The 18,025-nt window shown below is 60.5% G+C and carries 13 protein-coding genes; 6 read left to right on the plus strand and 7 right to left on the minus strand.

What is annotated here, in order from left to right:
* The first annotated feature begins 4 nt into the window (after nucleotides 1-4).
* Nucleotides 5-559, plus strand: a complete 555-nt coding sequence (locus tag GTP58_RS21660) for a cob(I)yrinic acid a,c-diamide adenosyltransferase (RefSeq protein WP_161079199.1) — start codon at nucleotides 5-7, stop codon at nucleotides 557-559.
* Here the strand turns inward: GTP58_RS21660 and GTP58_RS21665 are convergent.
* The gene (locus GTP58_RS21665; RefSeq protein WP_161079200.1) at nucleotides 556-1,296 is read right to left on the minus strand and encodes a M48 family metalloprotease; all 741 of its coding nucleotides are present in this window, start codon (nucleotides 1,294-1,296) and stop codon (nucleotides 556-558) included. The genes GTP58_RS21660 and GTP58_RS21665 overlap by 4 nt on opposite strands.
* Nucleotides 1,297-1,361: 65 nt before the next feature.
* Nucleotides 1,362-2,267: a LysR family transcriptional regulator gene (locus GTP58_RS21670; protein ID WP_161079201.1), complete on the minus strand. Its 906-nt coding sequence runs from the start codon at nucleotides 2,265-2,267 to the stop codon at nucleotides 1,362-1,364.
* A 101-nt stretch (nucleotides 2,268-2,368) separates the two neighbouring features.
* On the opposite strand from GTP58_RS21670, the gene GTP58_RS21675 reads away from it, so the two are divergent.
* Entirely contained in the window at nucleotides 2,369-3,589 is a 1,221-nt protein-coding gene (locus tag GTP58_RS21675) for an SGNH/GDSL hydrolase family protein (protein ID WP_161079202.1), read from the plus strand.
* 3 nt (nucleotides 3,590-3,592) lie between these two features.
* Here GTP58_RS21675 and dxs read toward each other — a convergent pair whose 3' ends face one another.
* The 3 genes from dxs to GTP58_RS21690 are packed head-to-tail and all read right to left on the minus strand — an operon-like array spanning nucleotide 3,593 to nucleotide 6,609.
* The gene (dxs, locus tag GTP58_RS21680; protein WP_161079203.1) at nucleotides 3,593-5,464 is read right to left on the minus strand and encodes a 1-deoxy-D-xylulose-5-phosphate synthase; all 1,872 of its coding nucleotides are present in this window, start codon (nucleotides 5,462-5,464) and stop codon (nucleotides 3,593-3,595) included.
* Complete coding sequence (locus GTP58_RS21685) at nucleotides 5,465-6,355, minus strand: polyprenyl synthetase family protein (protein ID WP_161079204.1); 891 nt, start codon at nucleotides 6,353-6,355, stop codon at nucleotides 5,465-5,467.
* Entirely contained in the window at nucleotides 6,352-6,609 is a 258-nt protein-coding gene (locus GTP58_RS21690) for an exodeoxyribonuclease VII small subunit (protein ID WP_161079205.1), read from the minus strand. The genes GTP58_RS21685 and GTP58_RS21690 overlap by 4 nt, the downstream gene beginning before the upstream one ends.
* 338 nt (nucleotides 6,610-6,947) lie before the next feature.
* Here GTP58_RS21690 and GTP58_RS21695 point away from each other — a divergent pair, with 338 nt between their 5' ends.
* From GTP58_RS21695 to GTP58_RS21710, 4 genes are all read left to right on the plus strand, one after another.
* A complete protein-coding gene (locus GTP58_RS21695; RefSeq protein WP_161079206.1) occupies nucleotides 6,948-8,048 on the plus strand; it encodes an aromatic ring-hydroxylating dioxygenase subunit alpha in 1,101 nt (366 codons plus the stop codon).
* A 9-nt stretch (nucleotides 8,049-8,057) separates the two neighbouring features.
* Nucleotides 8,058-8,981 (plus strand): DMT family transporter, encoded by a 924-nt coding sequence (locus GTP58_RS21700; protein WP_161079207.1) that lies wholly within the window; start codon nucleotides 8,058-8,060, stop codon nucleotides 8,979-8,981.
* A gap of 12 nt (nucleotides 8,982-8,993) precedes the next feature.
* The gene (locus GTP58_RS21705; RefSeq protein ID WP_161079208.1) at nucleotides 8,994-9,848 is read left to right on the plus strand and encodes a sulfurtransferase; all 855 of its coding nucleotides are present in this window, start codon (nucleotides 8,994-8,996) and stop codon (nucleotides 9,846-9,848) included.
* A gap of 178 nt (nucleotides 9,849-10,026) precedes the next feature.
* Nucleotides 10,027-16,182: a papain-like cysteine protease family protein gene (locus tag GTP58_RS21710; RefSeq protein WP_161079209.1), complete on the plus strand. Its 6,156-nt coding sequence runs from the start codon at nucleotides 10,027-10,029 to the stop codon at nucleotides 16,180-16,182.
* 60 nt (nucleotides 16,183-16,242) lie between these two features.
* Here GTP58_RS21710 and GTP58_RS21715 read toward each other — a convergent pair whose 3' ends face one another.
* Nucleotides 16,243-16,947, minus strand: coding sequence for a ZIP family metal transporter (locus GTP58_RS21715; RefSeq protein WP_084560359.1), 705 nt, complete (start codon nucleotides 16,945-16,947; stop codon nucleotides 16,243-16,245).
* 164 nt (nucleotides 16,948-17,111) lie between these two features.
* On the minus strand, nucleotides 17,112-17,996 hold the full coding sequence (locus tag GTP58_RS21720) for a dienelactone hydrolase family protein (RefSeq protein ID WP_161079210.1): 885 nt from the start codon (nucleotides 17,994-17,996) through the stop codon (nucleotides 17,112-17,114).
* Nucleotides 17,997-18,025: the final 29 nt, after the last annotated feature.

Here is an 18,025-nt window from a genome sequence, read left to right on the forward strand (position 1 = left end):
CATCATGGGTAACCGACTCTCGAAAATCGCCACCCGCACCGGCGACGGCGGCACCACCGGCCTGGGCGACGGCACACGCACCGACAAGGACAGCGTCCGCATTACCGCCATCGGTGAAGTGGACGAACTCAATTCGCATCTCGGCCTGCTGCTGTGCGAAGACATGCCAGCCGACCTGCGCGAAGAACTGGTCACCATCCAGCACGACCTGTTTGATCTGGGCGGTGAGCTGTGCATCCCGGGCTATCAGATGATCAAGGAGGCCCACGTTGAGCGCCTGGACGCACTGCTGGCCAAGTACAACGCCACGCTGCCGGCGTTGACGGAATTCATCCTGCCCGCCGGCTCGCGCGCCGCATCGCAGGCGCATGTGTGCCGCACGGTGTGCCGCCGCGCCGAACGCGCCATCGTCACGCTGGGCAAGGCAGAGACCATCCACGAGCATCCACGCCAGTACGTGAACCGCCTGTCGGATCTGCTGTTTGTGTTGTCGCGTGTATTGAACCGCTACGCCGGCGGCAGCGACGTGCTGTGGCAGCACGAGCGCAAGCGCGGTTAATCGTCGAATAGCCGCGCCATGCCCTTGGCCATGCTGAGGCGCGACGCGGTGGCGGGATAGGCGCCGGACACCAGCGCCGCCTGCTCTCCCTCGGCCAGCTTGCGGTAGAAGCTCACCATATCGCTGGCCGACCAGCCGGCGCGGTGCGCCAGAACCATGCCCAGTTGATCGGCTTCCGATTCCTGCAAGCTTGATAAATTGGACAGGCGGATTTGCAGCGACAAATCACTGTCCAGACGCGCCATCACCACATCCAGCGGGACCGCAGGAAAACGGTTCAGCAGCACAGCTTCCGAAAAAGTTTCGCGGTGATGCTCGGCCACCGCATGCGCCACTTCATGGGCGAGCAAGGTTGCGAGTTCGCCATCGTTCAGCGCCAGTTGCCGCACGAAGGCGCTACCCACCAGGATTTTCCCGCCCGCCATGCAGATGGCATCGACCTCTGGATCGCTGGTAGTATGGACTTCCCACTCCCACAGGGCCGCTTCCGGCTTCAATTCAATCGCGGCACGTATGAGCTCCGCACTGATGTAGCGCAGGCGCGCCAGCAGTGGATGGTCCTCATCCAGCCGGCCAGCCGCAGCCAGGTCCACCATGCGGTCGATATAGCGGTCTTCCATGCGGGAGTCCACTTCTTCGGCACTGAAGCTCAGTTCCTGCATGCGGCCAGATCCCGGCACCTGCCCGTGAGCGGCAGCCATGGCAAGCATCATCAGCACTGCGCATACCGGCTTCATGCCATCCTCTGAGATAAACTGTTTATATCAATATAGGACAGCCTCGGCCAGAGGCAAGAAGATCTTCAGGAAGCGTTGTATCCCGGCAGTTCGGCAATCTTGGCAGCGAGATAATCCAGCAGCAGCCGCGCGCGCAAGGGCTGGTAGCGGCGCGATGGCGACAGCAGGTGCAATGCCTGCGGCTGGCCGCGCCATTTGGGCAGCACGTGTACCAGCGCGCCACTGTCGAGCAAGTCCTGCACCAGCCACAGAGGGAACAGCCCGATGCCGCCACCGGCGACCAGGCTGTCGCGCTTCGCCAGCGCATTGTTGATGCGATAACGGCTATGCGTGTGCACGATTTCGGTACGTTCGCCGTTATGCAGCGTCAGCACATCGCCATCGGGCAGCCAGGCAAAGCGGATGAAGTCGAAACGGCCCAGATCCTGCGGCTGCTTCGGCCTACCGTGCTGCTGCAGGTAGGACGGCGCTGCCACCAGCAGGCGTGGCGACGCCCCAACCAGCCGCGCCACCGCATCCGGCGGCAGCTCGCGGCCATGCCGCACAGCGATATCAACGCCATCCTTGACCAGATCGACCATGCGGTCTTCCAGTATCAGCTCGATATCAACCTGCGGATAGGCTGCCAGGAAAGGCGCAAGCAAGGCATTCAGACGGAAATGGCCAAAGGCGTTGGGCGCATTCAGGCGTATCAGGCCGGCCGGCGTTTCGGTCTGGCCGCGCGCCTCGGCAACGGCCTCCTGATATTCCGCCAGCACGCCGAGCGCACGCTGATAAAACCGCATGCCTTGCGGCGTCACTTGCAGGCTGGTGGTACTGCGCTCCAGCAGGCGTACGCCCAGTTCACGCTCCAGCGCGGCCATCAACTTGCTGACCGTCGGTTGCGTGGTCGCCTCTTCGCGCGCCACGGCGGACAAGCTGCCCAGCTCCACGGCACGCACGAAGCAGCGCAATGATCGTATCGTATCCATTCACATCCTCATTCCAATATCGAATGAAGTATAGTCATTTTTACTGTCTTCTGCTCGCCAATGGAATAACCTATCGTGTGCTTTTCGACAGGAGAAGCATCATGAAAAAACTTATCGCGGCCGCATTGGTCGCCGCCGCCATCACGCCGCTGCATGCCGCAGAAAACTGGGTCGCAAGCTGGCAAGCCAGCCCGCACGCGGCATGGAGCGAACAGGAATTTGTGCTGCCGACAGGCGTGCCAACGGTGCTGGAACGTCAGACCGTACGCGAAATGGTGCGTATCAGCGTCGGTGGACGGCATGCCCGCGTAGTGCTGTCCAACCGCTATGGCACGCAGCCACTGGTGATCGGCGAGGCGCGCATCGCCCGCGCCGAACCGGCGGCTGCACAAGCTCACGGAGTGGTACTGACCTTCGGCGGCCAACGCAGCGTCACCATTCCTCCCGGTGCGCCGATGGTCAGCGACGCCATCGACATGCCGGTCGAAGCGCTGGAAAAGCTGGCGGTCAGCATCTACCTGCCACAGCGCACACCGCTGACCACTTTCCACTGGGGCGCGCAGCAAACCGGCGCCATCGCCGACGGCAACCTTACCGGGGAGGCCATGCCGGCCAATGCCCAGGCCCTGCATGGCCGCGCGCTGCTCAGCGGGATCTGGGTCAACACAGCGACGCCGGCCAGCGCAGTGGTCGCATTTGGCGACTCCATCACGGACGGCAACGGCTCCACGCCGGATATGGACCGCCGCTGGTCCGACTATCTGGCTGCACGGCTGGCAAAGAAAGGCATCGCCGTCGTCAACGCCGGCATCTCGGGCGCCCGCCTGCTGGGCGACCGCATGGGCGTCAACGCGGCTGCGCGCTTCGAGCAGGATGTATTGAGCCAGCCAGGCGTCAGCACCGCGATTGTCCTGATGGGGATTAACGATATCGGCTGGCCGCAAAGCATCTTCGCGCCAAATGAAGCGCCCATGACGGCCGACCGCATGATCGGCGCCTACCGCCAGCTGATCGTGCAAGCGCGTGCGCGCAAGATCCGCATTATCGGCGCCACGATGCCGCCATTTGAAGGCACGCCGATTGAAGGCTACTACACGCCGGCCAAGGACGCGTTGCGCCAGCAGGTGAACCGGTGGATCAAGGAGAGTGGAGAGTTCGACGCAGTGGCCGATATCAATGCGCTGCTGCGCGACCCCGCCAACCCGGCGCGCATGCGGCCACACTATGACAGCGGCGACCATCTGCATCCGGGAGACGCCGGCTATGCAGCCATGGCCGCCGAACTGGCAGGCGTTTTATCGGGCGTCAACCGTCGCCATTAAAGGTTAGACGTTATTGACCACCAAGCGTGGTTCGTCGCTGGCGAAGCGCTGCTTGATCGAAGCGGTGATGCCGGCGGCGTCCAGGCCAACGCTGGCCAGCAGCTTGGCCGGATCGCCGTGGTCGATGAACTGGTCCGGCAGACCAAGCATCAGCATCGGCTTGTGCAGGCCTGCCGCTGCCAGTGCTTCCGCCACTGCCGCGCCAGCGCCGCCCATGATGCAGCCCTCTTCCACCGTCACGAAGTAATCGTGATCGGCCGCCAGCTGCTTCACCAGTTCCACGTCCAGCGGCTTGACGAAGCGCATATTGGCCACGGTTGCATTCAGCGTTTCACCAGCAGTCACCGATGGCGTCACCATCGAGCCGAACGCCAGAATCGCGATCTTCTGGCCAGTGCGTTTGATCTCGCCCTTGCCGATCTCGATGGAAGTCAGCTCCGGCTGGATCGCCGCGCCGATGCCTGCGCCGCGTGGATAGCGGATCGCGGCCGGGCCGTGGTAGTGATAGCCGGTAGTCAGCATCTGGCGGCATTCGTTTTCGTCCGACGGCGCCATCACCACCATGTTCGGGATGCAGCGCAGGTACGCCAGATCGTAGTTGCCGGCATGGGTTGCCCCATCTGCGCCCACCAGGCCTGCGCGGTCCAGCGCAAACGTCACGTCCAGGTTTTGCAGCGCGACGTCGTGGATCAGCTGATCGTAGCCGCGTTGCAGGAAGGTGGAGTAAATCGCTACCACCGGCTTCAGGCCTTCGCAGGCCAGGCCCGCGCCAAAGGTTACCGAGTGCTGCTCGGCGATGCCGACGTCGAAGTAGCGGTCCGGATATTCCTGGTCGAAGCGCACCATGCCCGAACCTTCACGCATGGCAGGCGTGATGCCGACCAGCTTCTTGTCGGCGGCAGCCATGTCGCACAGCCAGTCGCCAAACACTTCGGTGTAGGTTTTCTTCGACGGCGCAGCGGCTGGCTTGATGCCTTCGGCCGGATTGAACTTGCCGGTGCCGTGGTACAGGATAGGCTCGGCCTCGGCCAGCTTGTAGCCCTGGCCTTTCTTGGTCACCACGTGCAGGAACTGCGGGCCTTTCAGCTGCTTGATGTTCTGCAGCGTCGGGATCAGCGACTCCAGGTCGTGGCCATCAATCGGGCCGATATAGTTAAAGCCGAATTCCTCGAACATCGTGGCTGGCACCACCATGCCCTTCGCATGCTCTTCCAGTTTCTTGGCCAGTTCCAGCACAGGACCTGGCAGCACCGACTTGCCGACGTTCTTGGCGGCGGCGTAGAACTGTCCCGACATCAGACGCGCCAGGTAGCGGTTCAGCGCCCCCACTGGCGGCGAGATCGACATGTCGTTGTCGTTCAGGATCACCAGCAGATTCACGTCGTCCTGCACGCCCGCGTTGTTCAGTGCTTCAAACGCCATACCGGCGGTCATCGAGCCGTCGCCGATCACGGCGATCGCGTGGCGATGCTCGCCCTTGATCTTGGCCGCCTGCGCCATGCCCAGCGCTGCCGAGATGGAGGTCGACGAGTGCGCCGTGCCGAAGGTGTCGTATTCCGATTCGTCGCGTTTCGGGAAGCCCGAAATGCCGCCCAGCTGGCGCAGCGTGTGCATGCGGTCGCGGCGGCCGGTCAGGATCTTGTGCGAATACGTCTGGTGACCCACGTCCCACACGATGCGGTCATGCGGCGTGTTGAACACGTAGTGCAGCGCCACCGTCAGTTCCACCGTGCCCAGATTGGACGACAGGTGGCCGCCGGTCTTGGAGACCGAATCCAGCAGGTAAGCGCGCAGTTCATGCGCCAGCGGCGTCAGTTGGCTGTACGGCAGTTTGCGTACATCGGCCGGGGTTTCAATTTTATCGAGCAAGTTCATTTATGCCTTCCGCTGCACGATCAGATCCGCGAGTTCGCGTAATCGCAAAGCTTTATCTCCAAACGGCGCGAGCGCTGCATGCGCATCGAGCCGCAATTTTTCTGCCAGCGCGCGCGACGGTTCCAGACCCAGTATCGATACATAGGTCGGCTTGTTGTCGGCGGCGTCCTTGCCGGCGGTCTTGCCCAGCGTGGCCGAATCGGCCGTCGCGTCGAGCACATCGTCCACCACCTGGAATGCCAGGCCGATGGCGCGCGCATACACATTCAGCGTGCTGAGTTCTTGTTCCGTCAGATCCTTGCCTGCCAGCGCGCCCAGTACCACGGACGCGCGCAGCAGCGCACCGGTCTTCAGCTGGTGCATCTGCTCCAGCTGTTCCAGCGTCAGGCTGATGCCGACGCTGTCGAGGTCAATCGCCTGGCCGCCGCACATGCCGGCCGAACCGGAAGCATGCGCCAGCAAACGCAGCATCGCCACCTGGCGCGCTGGCGGCACGGTGGCCGCTTCCGACAGCACCAGAAACGCCTGCGATTGCAGCGCGTCGCCGACCAGCAGCGCGGTCGCTTCGTCATAGGCCACGTGCACGGTCGGTTTGCCGCGGCGCAGTTCATCGTCGTCCATGCATGGCATGTCGTCATGCACCAGCGAATAGGCGTGGATCATTTCGACCGCCGCCGCCGCACGGCTCAGGGTGGCCGCATCGGCGCCGAACAGCGCACCGGCCGCATACACCAGCAGCGGACGCACACGCTTGCCGCCGCCAAGCAGCGCATAGCGCATCGCATCGTGCAGCTTGGTGGGGATAACATCAGCAGCAGGCAGGAAACCGGATAAATCGTTTTCAGATCCGGCCTGCACGGTTTTCATCCAATCCTGGAAAGCGGCGTTCATTGTTCGCCCTCGCCAGCTTCCACAAATGGCTTGAGCATCTCGCCTTCCAATACCTTGACCTGGGATTCCACTTTCTCCAGCTGGGCGGCGCAGAATTTCACCAGCTCCGAGCCGCGCGCATAGGCGGCCACCGAGGCTTCCAGCGGCAGTTGGCCTGCCTCCATTTGTGCGACCAGTTGCGCCAGCTCCGCCATCGCTTCTTCAAACGAGACGGGGGCGGCGGCAGTCGCGTCGGCAGTTATTTTCTTAGACATAGTCACTCAGTTATCTTTGGCACGCTTAGGCCTACTCAGAGCCAGCGCAGTGTAGCCCGATATTTTAGAACAAACCACCTTATCCGGTGGAACATTAGCGGCCACACCTTCGGGCGGACTATGGATTTTATCGCAATCGCCCCCATTTGCCGTATCAGCATGCTGGAATTGCAAGTTTTCGCACGAAAAACGAGCACAGCAGGCTGTCGGTCGAGCACAAAAGACGGTATAATTGCCGGTTCTGTCCTAAATACCACCTCAACGCATTTTAGTTATGCGGGTCGTCTTTACGGATTCTGTCTCTTCTTGGTTTGAATTTTTAATTAAGGGGGGTTTGGATGTCCGATCTGGGTACCCACGCCAAGCTAGCGCGGCCAACTGCGCAACTTCCGGTAAGCGTCTATTTTGACGAATCGCTACTGCAGCGCGAAATGCAGCAATTATTCAAGGCCGGTCCGCGTTATGTCGGACATGAGCTGATGGTGCCGAATGTCGGCGACTATGCGACCCTCACCGCCGAAAACGAAGGCCGCATGCTGGTACGGAATGCGAATGGCCTGGAGCTGCTCTCCAACGTCTGCCGCCACCGCCAGGCGCTGATGTTCAACGGCCGTGGCAATGCGAATAACATCGTCTGCCCATTGCACCGCTGGACCTATGACCTCAAGGGTGAGTTGATCGGTGCGCCGCACTTCCCTGAAACGCCATGTCTGAACCTGCCGAAAACCCAGCTGCAAAGCTGGAACGGCCTGCTGTTCGAGCAAAACGGCTACAACGTCATGGAAACGCTGAACGACCTGTCCGTCACCAAGGACCTGGATTTCAGCGGCTACATGCTGGATCACGTCGAAGTCCACAACTGCGACTACAACTGGAAGACTTTCATTGAAGTCTACCTGGAGGACTATCACGTCGAGCCGTTCCATCCTGGACTGGGCAGCTTCGTCACCTGTGACGACCTGCGCTGGGAGTTCGGCCGCGAGTACAGCGTGCAGACCGTGGGCGTGCACAAGGGCCTGCAGAAATCCGGCTCGGAAGTCTACAAGCACTGGCAGGAGCAGGTGCTCAAGTTCCGCGGCGGCGAGCCGCCTCCATACGGCGCGATCTGGCTCACGCTCTACCCGAACATCATGGTGGAGTGGTACCCGCACGTGCTGATCGTCTCGACCCTGTGGCCGGAAGGTCCGAACCGCACCAAGAACGTGGTGGAGTTCTACTACCCCGAAGAGATCGTGCTGTTCGAACGCGAATTCATCGAGGCCGAACGCGCCGCCTACATGGAAACCTGCATCGAGGACGACGAGATCGGCCAGCGCATGGATGCCGGCCGCAAAGCCCTGATGGAACGGGGCGAGACGGACGGCGGGCCGTACCAGTCACCGATGGAAGACGGCATGCAGCACTTCCACGAGTGGTACCAACGCAAAATGGATTTATAAGGTTTTACAATGCAGTCACTTTGGATGTTGTTTGCGAGTTTCATGTTTGCCGTCATGGGCGTGTGCGTGAAACTGGCCTCGGTAGAGTTCTCAACATCTGAATTGGTCTTGTACCGGGGCGTGGTCGGCGTGATCACCCTCGGCACCATCATCAAGCTGCGCGGCGAAACCTTCCGCACCGCCATGCCGGGCGCCCACGTATGGCGCGGCCTGATCGGCGTCACTTCCCTGTGGCTGTGGTACTACTCCATCGGCGAGCTGCCGCTGGCCACCGCCATGACCCTCAATTACATGTCGCCGATCTGGATCGCGGTCTGGCTGTTTGCCCTGGGCTGGTGGCATGCCAAGGGCGACGTCAAATGGCCGCTGATGGTGGCGGTGGGCCTGAGCTTTGTCGGCGTCACCCTGCTGCTGCGCCCTGCCTTCAATGCCAATCAGCTGACGCCGGCGCTGATTGCGCTGGGTTCCAGCGTGATCACCGCCACGGCCTATATGCAGGTCCGCAAAATGGGCCTGGCCGGCGAACCTGAAAACCGCGTGGTGTTCTACTTCACCGTGATGAATCTGCTGGCCGGCATTGTCGGCGTGTTCTTGACCGGCGGCAGCGACGGCCCGGTATGGCATCCCATCAATAGTGTGCGCAGCGCGGTGCTGCTGCTGGCGATTGGCGTCTGCGCCACCAGCGCGCAGATCGCCATGACGCGCGCCTACCGCCTGGGGAATACGCTGGTGGTGGCCAACCTGCAGTACACCGGCATTGTGTTTTCCAGTATCTGGGGTGTGTTTATCTTTGGCGACGTGTTCGACTGGCACAGCTGGGCGGGCATCGGTATCATTCTTGCGTCGGGTATGGCGGCAACGTTCTACAATACCCGCAATACCGAACGCGGTAAGGCCATTGCCAATACCGATCCTATCGCCAGCGAAGTTTAAGGAAACCAGTCCATGCACACGACCCTGATCGACGCCGCAACACTGTCCCAGCATCTGCAAGATCCGAAATGGGTCATTCTCGATTGCCGCCATGATTTGATGCATCCCAACGCCGGTTTCGACAGCTTTGCCATCGGCCATATCGAGGGCGCGCAGTTTGCCAATATCGATACGGATCTGTCGGGCGCGAAGACTGGCGCCGACGGCAAGTTCCTGGGCCGTCATCCACTGCCGGGGCGCGCGGCCCTGATCGAAACCCTGCGCGGCTGGGGCATCAGCGACGACACGCAAGTGGTGGCCTACGATGCACACGGCGGCATGTTCGCCGCGCGTCTGTGGTGGCTGCTGCGCTGGGTCGGCCATCCAGCGGTGGCCGTGCTGAATGGCGGCCTGGTGGCATGGCAGTCCGCCGGCCTGCCGATGGTGACGCATGCCGAACGCCGTACGCCGGGTTCGCTCAGCGAGAAGTCTTCGCTGGTGCCGACCGTCAGCGTGGACGATGTGCTCAACAACCTGTCGACGCAAGCGCGCACCGTGGTGGATGCCCGCGCCAACGACCGCTATCGCGGCGAGAATGAAACCATCGATCCTGTCGGTGGCCACATCCCGGGCGCCAAAAACCGCTTCTTCAAAGACAACCTGGCCGCCGATGGCCGCTTCAAGGACGCCACGCAACTGAAGGCCGAATTCGCGCCGCTGTTTGACGAGCCATCGAAAGCCATCATGCAATGCGGTTCCGGCGTCACCGCCTGCCACAACCTGCTGGCCCTGGAAGTGGCCGGCCTGCCCGGCGCCGCCCTCTATCCCGGCTCATGGAGCGAATGGGTAGGCGACACCACCCGCCCTGTCGCCACGGGAAGCCACTAAATCTCTCTACAGAAACTATTAAATAAATAGTAATTAAATATGTAGAATTGTTGTAAAAATTACAGCAAATTCATTGTAGTAAAGATCACATAAGCAGATACTGGGTTTGGGAGCCTCCCCTTTCGGGGACGGTTCCCATTGTTCATTTGAACGCAGTTCTACTTATGAAAGCCTGATCATGCTGACACTACAAAAGAAGCTGAAATACGAGGGCGATACCAGCAAGATTCCCCTGAAAGACATCATCCTGTCTTTTGCCATTCCCACTTACGACTATGCAGCAGCACCCGGCAGCACCAACGGCTGGGTCGAACGGACGGCACTCCCCGCCGTCAACTATGACATCTCCAGCACGCTCACAGCGAGCGACTACCATGCCAGTTTTCCCGCCTCCGCACTGACCGGCAAGGACGACACCACCGTCGCCAATTTCTGGAAATACGTCGCGCAGGTACTGCGCGGCAGCGGTAGCGATGCGGCCGGCATTCCAGGCCAAGCCGCGACCCTGGACCAGCTGACCGTGCCGGTCACGGTGCGTTACCTGACACCAGACGGCAATAGCCTGGGACAGAAGCAGTTCCATGCCCTGTTCTCATTTGGCCGCCTGCTGGCGGGCGCAGCACATGCCATTGCCGGAGCGGCACTCGGCGACCGAGTGGAACTCGACACCGGCAATCCATCGACCGGCATGAGCAGCGATAGTCTCATCTTCATCAATAAGGAAGCCTATCTCGCCCTGCTCAAGGAACTCGGCGGCGTGGCCAGGTCCGGTGACGACATCTATCTGCTCGCCATCATTGCCTACCTGTGCGATACCAGCGGCGACTATCCGGTGCTCTCCAAAAAGATTGATCCGGAACTGGAAAAGCTGCTGATGGCACGCCTGCGCGAACGGGGCATCGGCGATCCCGCCAGCGCGCTGGCACTGATCAAGAAGCACTACGCCAGCCTGTTTGATTTCCCCATACTGATTGCGGAAATCGCCATCCTCGAGATTGCCGGCACACTGCGCATCAAGACCTCGGACCTGTCCGCAGTCAGCAAAGCCGATTTCGATTACTACGATGTGAGCGTCGAACTGGCGCTCCCCGACAACAGCAAAAACCCGGCGCAGAACGAACGCCACATCAACTGGAAAAAAAACAAAAACAACGTCAGCGACAATGCTCTGCCTTTCACCTTTGCAGACCAGGCGCCGATCTACAAGAACGCACTACAGGGCAATGTACAGGTCAAGGTCAAAGGCTTTGACGGCTCGGTCTTGTGGTCCGAATCTTTCGACGCCGGCGACAAGACATTGGGCGCACTGGACATCGAAGTCCCGCTGATGCGGCCTATCGTACTCAATCCCGCCGACAAGAACGGCAAAAAACCATCGGGCAAAAAGATCCGCGGCCAGGTGCTGGAGCCGACCAAGAAGTGCCCGGTGCTGGGCCTTACCGTCCTTGTCCAGGCCAAGAAAGATGGCGACCAGGTATGGCACATCGTCAGTGCTGGCACCACCGACAAGTCGGGCAACTTCTCGCTGCCCTATCCTTACGGCATCTATGTCAAAGCCCAGGCCCTGCTGTCGGTGATGCCCAATGATCCCGTGGATATCGCCATCATCGCCGATGACGGCAGCGGCGCCACCATCTCGGACGATTTCCTGTACCTGCTGCTGAAAGACTTTGCCTGCCCCGACGAGAGCGACGATGACTGCGATTGCCACAGCCCCAAGAAAGCCCCGCGCCTGCCCGACCACGAAGACCTGATCGGCTCCGACGATTATTCGCAGGACATCGGCGGCTCCTGCGTCAATCTGTCCACGCCCAACCGCACGCTCAATGAATACAACTACAAGGCAATCGTGCGGACATCCGATCCGGACGTGACCAATTACACGCTGAAGAAGATCGAAACCTATGTGCCCAAGCTGGGACAAAAGATGACCAGCTTTGAGCTGACCGGCGGCGCCACCAAGATCACGCGCAAGCCAGTCGACCTGACCAATCCGATCCGCTGGCAGGACGCGCCCGACGACCACGCCAACCTGTCGCTGTACCAGGCGGTGACGATAGCGACCGGCCACGTGCTGCACTACAAATCCGTATTCAAGGCGGACGGCTACTCGCTCGGCGATTTAATCTATTCGCTGGCGCTGGCGCCGGGACAGAAAAAAGAAATCGTCGTCTTTGACGCCACCCACTCCCTGCAAGCCCGCGAGACGCAGCAAATCAGCCAGGCAGAAAACCTGGCCGCCGCGATTGTCGATGACCGGGAAATCCTCGATCAGCTGGGCGGCAATATCAACGAGAGCATGCAGGGCAGCAGCTCGGCCCATACCAGCGGCGTAAGCGCCGGCTTTGGCGCGGGTGCGCTGGTCGGTCCGGTGGGCGCTGTGCTGGGCGTCTCTGGCGGCACGGCGGACTCCAGCTCCAGCGCACAGCAAAGCAGTTCGCGCGGCGTGTCGCAGTTCTTTGGCGAAAAGCTGCGCCAGTCGATCATGCAGAACGCTGCCAGCTATCGCCAGCTGAACGCCTCGGTCGTCACCACCGTCAGCGAAGGCCAGCGCTATGCCGCGTCCACCGAAGTGGTGGCCAACCACAATCACTGCCACGCACTGACGATGATGTATTTTGAAGTGCTGCGCCACTACGCGATCTACCAGGAGCTCAGCAACGTTGAAGAATGCGTGTTCGTGCCCTTGCTGATGACGGATTTTTCCACCGAAAACATCTTCAAATGGCGCGACGTGCTGGCCAGGCATTTGCTCTACATGCCATCGGAAACCTATCTGCGCTTCCGCGGCTTTGGCTACCGCCATCCTTTGCTCAAAGCCTTTGACGCGAACGAACGCATCAAGACCGACTACGCCAACGTGGATTTCCCGGCCGGCCGCTACGACGAAGAGAGCATCACCTATGTACGCGGCGAAATCAACCTGAAGACCAATCTGCAGCGGCCAAAAACACGCTATGACCGCATCAAGTCGTTGCCGATTGTGACCAAGACCGTCTCACACCAGGAAGCCAAAGGCTTTTCGACCAGCGAAATCGTTGGCGCGATTTTCACTGGCGGCGCTTCCCTGCTGGCGCACTCCGACAGCAAAACGGTGAGCGAGGAAATCCAGGTCCGGGCAAAAATCTTCGATGCCTTCATGCAGATCGATGACAACTTCCAGACCGTGCCGCCGGCACGCTGCGTCCGCGTCATCAACTTCCAGCCAACCTCCATCACCATCGGCGGCGTCACGGTGCCGGTGACGTTTGCCGACTTCTTTGAAAACGACGTGGTCGATAAAAAAGTCTGGACCACCTACGCCAAGCTGCTGGGCTATGCCGACGTGATTCCGATGATGGAGAATTACTTCCAGGGCCGCCTGATCGCGGAGTGGGATGACATCTACTACAACGAAATGGCGCCGGTCATTTTCGACAAGATCGTCAACACCCTGGCCATCGACTTCCTGGCGCTCGACTTCAGCTGCGCCACGCGCTACAAAGGCGGCGAGCGCGCCATGCGCGTGGACTTCCGCGGCACCACCACCAAGAAGCGCGTCGAATTCCCCCTGTATATCGACATCCGCTTCGACAGCGCGGTGGTCAACGGCTTGCTTAACCTGGTCACGCTGAACACCGGCACGGTCAAGATTTACTATGACACCGCGCACTATCACGGCACCCTCTTCAGCGGCAATGTCAACGACGACCTGCTCGATGGCACGCAGCTGTATATTCCAGAGAATTCGGATGAGAAGCGCAACCTGCGCAAGGAAGACATTTACGTCGTCAATAAACTCATCAGCCACCTCAACAGCAATCTGGAGCACTACAACAAGGCCTTGTGGTTCAGCCTGGATCCGGACCGCCGCTACATGCTGCTCGATGGCTTCAACATCCAGGTCTTCAATTCGTCCGGCGTGCCGGTCGGCTTCCGCAGCCTGGCCTCGGTGGTCAAGAACGACCTCATCACCATCACCGGTAACTCCATGGTGTTCCCGGTGGCCGCCGGCTACAAGGTAAGCCAGTCCTATATCACCGAGACCAACGAGGAAGGCGAACAGGAAGATATCTCCCTGATGGACCATTACCAGCCGCTGACGCCGGTGCCGCCCTACCGCATCAGCGTACCGTCGCGCGGGGTGTTTGCCGAGGCGGTGCAAGGCGCTTGCAATGCCTGCGAAAAAATCGAGACCGATCGCCTGCAGGACTGGAACCGCTTGCCCAACACCGACGAGCCCACCGCGTTCCTGCCGGTGCAGACGCCGACGCCGCAGGTCACCGACTGGAAGGCGGCATTCAAGGACTTCACCACGCCGCTGGTCAGCATCCAGAACGCGCCAGCGACACCAGCACCGGGCGCGGGCCTGGCTGGCCTGTCTGAGCTGCTGGGCAAGAGCGATGTGTTCAAGGACATCACGGGGCTTGATGGCAACCAGAAAAACGTCATGGCGACCTATCTGTCGAACCAGGAGAACGCCAAGGCCTTCGCCCAGATGGCCAAGGACATGGCGATGCAGGCCCACAATACGCAGAACTCCGACAAGATCATGGACTCGCTCAAGTCGGCCAAAGCCAGCGGCGCCATCAACCAGGACGACTACGGCAAGCTGGTCAAAGAACATTTGCAGCAGCAGATCGACGGCGGCGAAACCGCCAAGAAAGAAGCGGAGGCAGCCAAGCCCACCAAGCCGACGCTCACCGATGCCGCAGTCAAGGCAGTCGAGCAGGGCAAGGACGTCAAGGCGCAGAAAATCGACGCCGAAGGCAATGCGGAATCCGTCGATATCAGCGGTGGCAATGGCGACAATGTGCTGGCCAAAGCCGATGGCATCGTGCCCAGGCTCAAGCAGGACAGCAGCAATACCTGCTGGGCGACGGCCGCTGCCATCATGGTCGGCTGGAAGCGCAACAAAGTCATGGCCGTCAAGGACGTGATGACGGAGGCTGGCGATGTATACCTGCAAAAGTACCTGAATAACCAGGGCCTGGCCTCCAGCGAGAAAGCCGATTTCATCTCGACCTTGAAGATGACCGGCGAAGCGCCCGCCAACTACACGCTGCAGCAGTACATCGACTGGCTCACTACCTACGGACCGCTGTGGGTGACCACCGATTCCTCCGTGACCACCGGGCCGTTCTCGCCGCATGCGCGCATCCTGACCAGGATCACGGGCACGGGCACGCCAAATGGCACCGGCACCAAGTTCATCTTCGTCAACCCCGCCACGGGCAATGAAGAAACGGAGAACTTCCTCGACTTCATCGACGTGTTCGAACAAATGGTGACCGACAATGCCGACGATCAGCTATACGTACAGATCGTCCACTTTGAACAGGCGATCCAGCCATCGGGCGAAGGCTACCAGGTGCAAGGACCGTGGAATATCAACCAACCCATCCACGAGAACATTTCGCTGGCAGCGCTGATCAACTGCACCAGCAAGATCGTTCCCGCCGGGACCAAGGTCGGTTCGCCACAGGACGTCAATGAATTCCTGCGCGGCGTATTCTGGAATGACGATCCCGAGGTACTGCTGTTCGACGATAACAAGTGGGACAACTGGGACTTCTCCAGCGGCATCACCTGGAAGAAGCATTTTGATGCCGCCGCCAAAGCTGCCAGCAATGATCTCAACAACCTCACGGGGCGCTCGCACTACTGGGACCTGCAGTTCGTGCACGCCATGGCGTCGGCCGTCGGCGAAGATCCCAAGGACACGCGCGCCAAGATCCTGCTGTGGGCCGAGACCATGTACAAGTTTGCGGTCGGCGAAGGCATCTCCGCTAGCGATACGCTGAAGTCGATTCCGGTCACCAGCGCGTTTGGCGCCACGACCTATTCGATGAATACATTCTTTACCGCTGCCAGCACGCCGTCCGAGACGCAAACCATCGGCTATCTGATCAACCGCGGCACCAGCTACGTCACCGTCAACAACGGCCGCCGTGCGATTGGATCCCTGCTGCATCTGATCCAGGACTCGTATGCCAAAGGCCATGTCAAACGCACCTTGCTGAATCCGGGCGATCTGCTTGCCGGCAAAACGGACCAGTTCAAGCCCGGCACGTACGGCAAGTATGGCGACGTCGAGAACTTCCACTGCTACAAAGGACAGAACCATGCCGATCACGACAAGTACGACAACTTTGACGCCAGCAAACTGGATACCGGCAAGCTGGAGACCTTCAACCCATTAACCGGCAGCCGCGATGCGATAGACCAGTGCATGAAGCTGCTCGACTTCTGGAAGACCGGTACGCCGTATGCCAGCGGTCCCAAAGACCTGTTTGAAAACAAAATCTTCAGACTGTCCGGCGGTGCAACGCCAGCGGATGCGTTAGTGGATTAAGTAGTGGAATCGCCTTCGGGGCAGCGCACGCATCAGCAGCGCTGTCCCGGAGCTTGTGTATCAGTGATGGCCGCCAACCAGGAACACCACAATGGCCACGCCAGTGGCGATCAGCAGCACCTGCGGCACGGATTCGCGCAGCGTCGCACGGCGCTGCATCTGCGGCATCAGGTCGCTGACGGCGATATAGATGAAGCCGGACGAGGCAAACACCAGCACATAGGGAATCAGGCTGCTGGCACGGTCCAGCGTGTAGTAGCCCAGCAGGCCGCCGGCAATCGCCAGCAGGCTGCACAGCAGGTTGTAGACATAAGCGCGTGTGCGCGAGAAGCCGGCATTGAGCAGCACGATGAAATCGCCGATCTCCTGCGGGATCTCGTGCGCGATGATGGCCAGGCCGGTCACCAGGCCCAGTTCCGGGTTGGCCAGGAAGGCTGCCGCAATCAGGATGCCGTCGGTGAAGTTATGCATGCCATCGCCCACCAGGATCATCCAGCCCGCCTTGCCCGCCTCGCTCTTGTCATGGCCGTGATGATGATGGTGGCCGTCATGCTCATGATGGTGCGAATGGCGCAGGATGGCCAGCTTTTCAAGCAGGAAGAACGCCAGCAGGCCGCCCAGCAGCGTGGCAAACAGGCTGCGCGCGCTGGCCTGCGATTCAAACGCTTCCGGCAAGGCATGCAGCAGCGAAGTCGATAGCATAATGCCAACCGACAGGCTGACCATGCGCTCGACGACTTTGGACAGCAGCGTAAACGAGAACACGGCTGCCGCAGTGATGCTCACTACGCCAGCCAGTGTGGTCGCTAACAATATGGAAATGAGTACGGGATCGATGTTATAGCCTCTGGTACCTGGAGCCGCGCACGCTGCTGCGCAAGCCGGGGCGCTATTTTACCGCCCGGCATGCTTTTCTGCTTAAAAACCCGTCAATTAACGCCGTTTTGCCTGAACCAGGCCAGTGTGCGCTGCCAGCCATCTTTGGCATCCGCCTCCACATAGCTGGGCCGGTAGTCCGCATGGAAGGCATGGCCGGAGTTGGGGTAAATCACAAACGCCGATTTGCTCGGCCCCAGCGCCAGCGCCGTTTCCATGGCCGCAATCGAGTCCTGCGGAATACCGGTGTCCTTGGCGCCGTACAGGCCCAGCACAGGTACCTTCAAAGTGCCAGCAACATCGATTGGGTGCCTGGGAAAGTTGGCGTTGACGTCCCCCTTGAGCCGTCCGTACCACGCCACGCCAGCTTTGATCGAAGGGTTATGCGCCGCATACAGCCAGGTAATGCGGCCGCCCCAGCAGAAACCGGTGATGGCGAGCTTGTCGCCATTGCCGCCATTGGCCTTGGCCCAGTCCACCACCGCGTCGAGGTCGGCAAACACCTGCTCATCCGGGGTTTTGGCAATGATGTCGCGTTGCAGATCGGCGATGGAGGCCACCTTGGTGGCATCGCCCTGGCGCACGAACAGGTCCGGCGCCAGCGCCAGATAGCCCTGCTTGGCAAAGCGCCGCGCGACATCGGCAATGTGTTCATGCACGCCGAAGATTTCCGACACCACCAGGATGACCGGCAGGCTGGTCTTGCCTTCCGGCTGCGCGCGGTAGACGGGCACGTTCTGGCCATGGACGTTGACGGTGATGGTGCCGGCGGTCAGGCCGGCCGTGTCGGTCTTGACGACGTTTTGCGCCATCACCGGCAAGGTCGCGGCGGCAAAGCCGCTACCCAGTGCGACCTTGAGAAAGTCACGGCGGTCAAGGCCATCCGACAAACTGGTTTTATCCAGCAAACTCTCCGCATCACGCATCAAATCGTCCATACCTACCCTCCGTTTGTAGAAGAAGCGTC

This window comes from Duganella sp. CY15W, from assembly GCF_009857555.1.
Classification (GTDB): domain Bacteria; phylum Pseudomonadota; class Gammaproteobacteria; order Burkholderiales; family Burkholderiaceae_D; genus Rugamonas; species Rugamonas sacchari.

Bases quoted from the DNA above. Each gene is read 5' to 3' on its own strand.
- GTP58_RS21660 (WP_161079199.1), top strand. From the start codon at position 5: ATGGGTAACCGACTCTCGAAAATCGCCACCCGCACCGGCGACGGCGGC.
- GTP58_RS21665 (WP_161079200.1), bottom strand. From the start codon at position 1,296: ATGAAGCCGGTATGCGCAGTGCTGATGATGCTTGCCATGGCTGCCGCT.
- GTP58_RS21670 (WP_161079201.1), bottom strand. From the start codon at position 2,267: ATGGATACGATACGATCATTGCGCTGCTTCGTGCGTGCCGTGGAGCTG.
- GTP58_RS21675 (WP_161079202.1), top strand. From the start codon at position 2,369: ATGAAAAAACTTATCGCGGCCGCATTGGTCGCCGCCGCCATCACGCCG.
- dxs (WP_161079203.1), bottom strand. From the start codon at position 5,464: ATGAACTTGCTCGATAAAATTGAAACCCCGGCCGATGTACGCAAACTG.
- GTP58_RS21685 (WP_161079204.1), bottom strand. From the start codon at position 6,355: ATGAACGCCGCTTTCCAGGATTGGATGAAAACCGTGCAGGCCGGATCT.
- GTP58_RS21690 (WP_161079205.1), bottom strand. From the start codon at position 6,609: ATGTCTAAGAAAATAACTGCCGACGCGACTGCCGCCGCCCCCGTCTCG.
- GTP58_RS21695 (WP_161079206.1), top strand. From the start codon at position 6,948: ATGTCCGATCTGGGTACCCACGCCAAGCTAGCGCGGCCAACTGCGCAA.
- GTP58_RS21700 (WP_161079207.1), top strand. From the start codon at position 8,058: ATGCAGTCACTTTGGATGTTGTTTGCGAGTTTCATGTTTGCCGTCATG.
- GTP58_RS21705 (WP_161079208.1), top strand. From the start codon at position 8,994: ATGCACACGACCCTGATCGACGCCGCAACACTGTCCCAGCATCTGCAA.
- GTP58_RS21710 (WP_161079209.1), top strand. From the start codon at position 10,027: ATGCTGACACTACAAAAGAAGCTGAAATACGAGGGCGATACCAGCAAG.
- GTP58_RS21720 (WP_161079210.1), bottom strand. From the start codon at position 17,996: ATGGACGATTTGATGCGTGATGCGGAGAGTTTGCTGGATAAAACCAGT.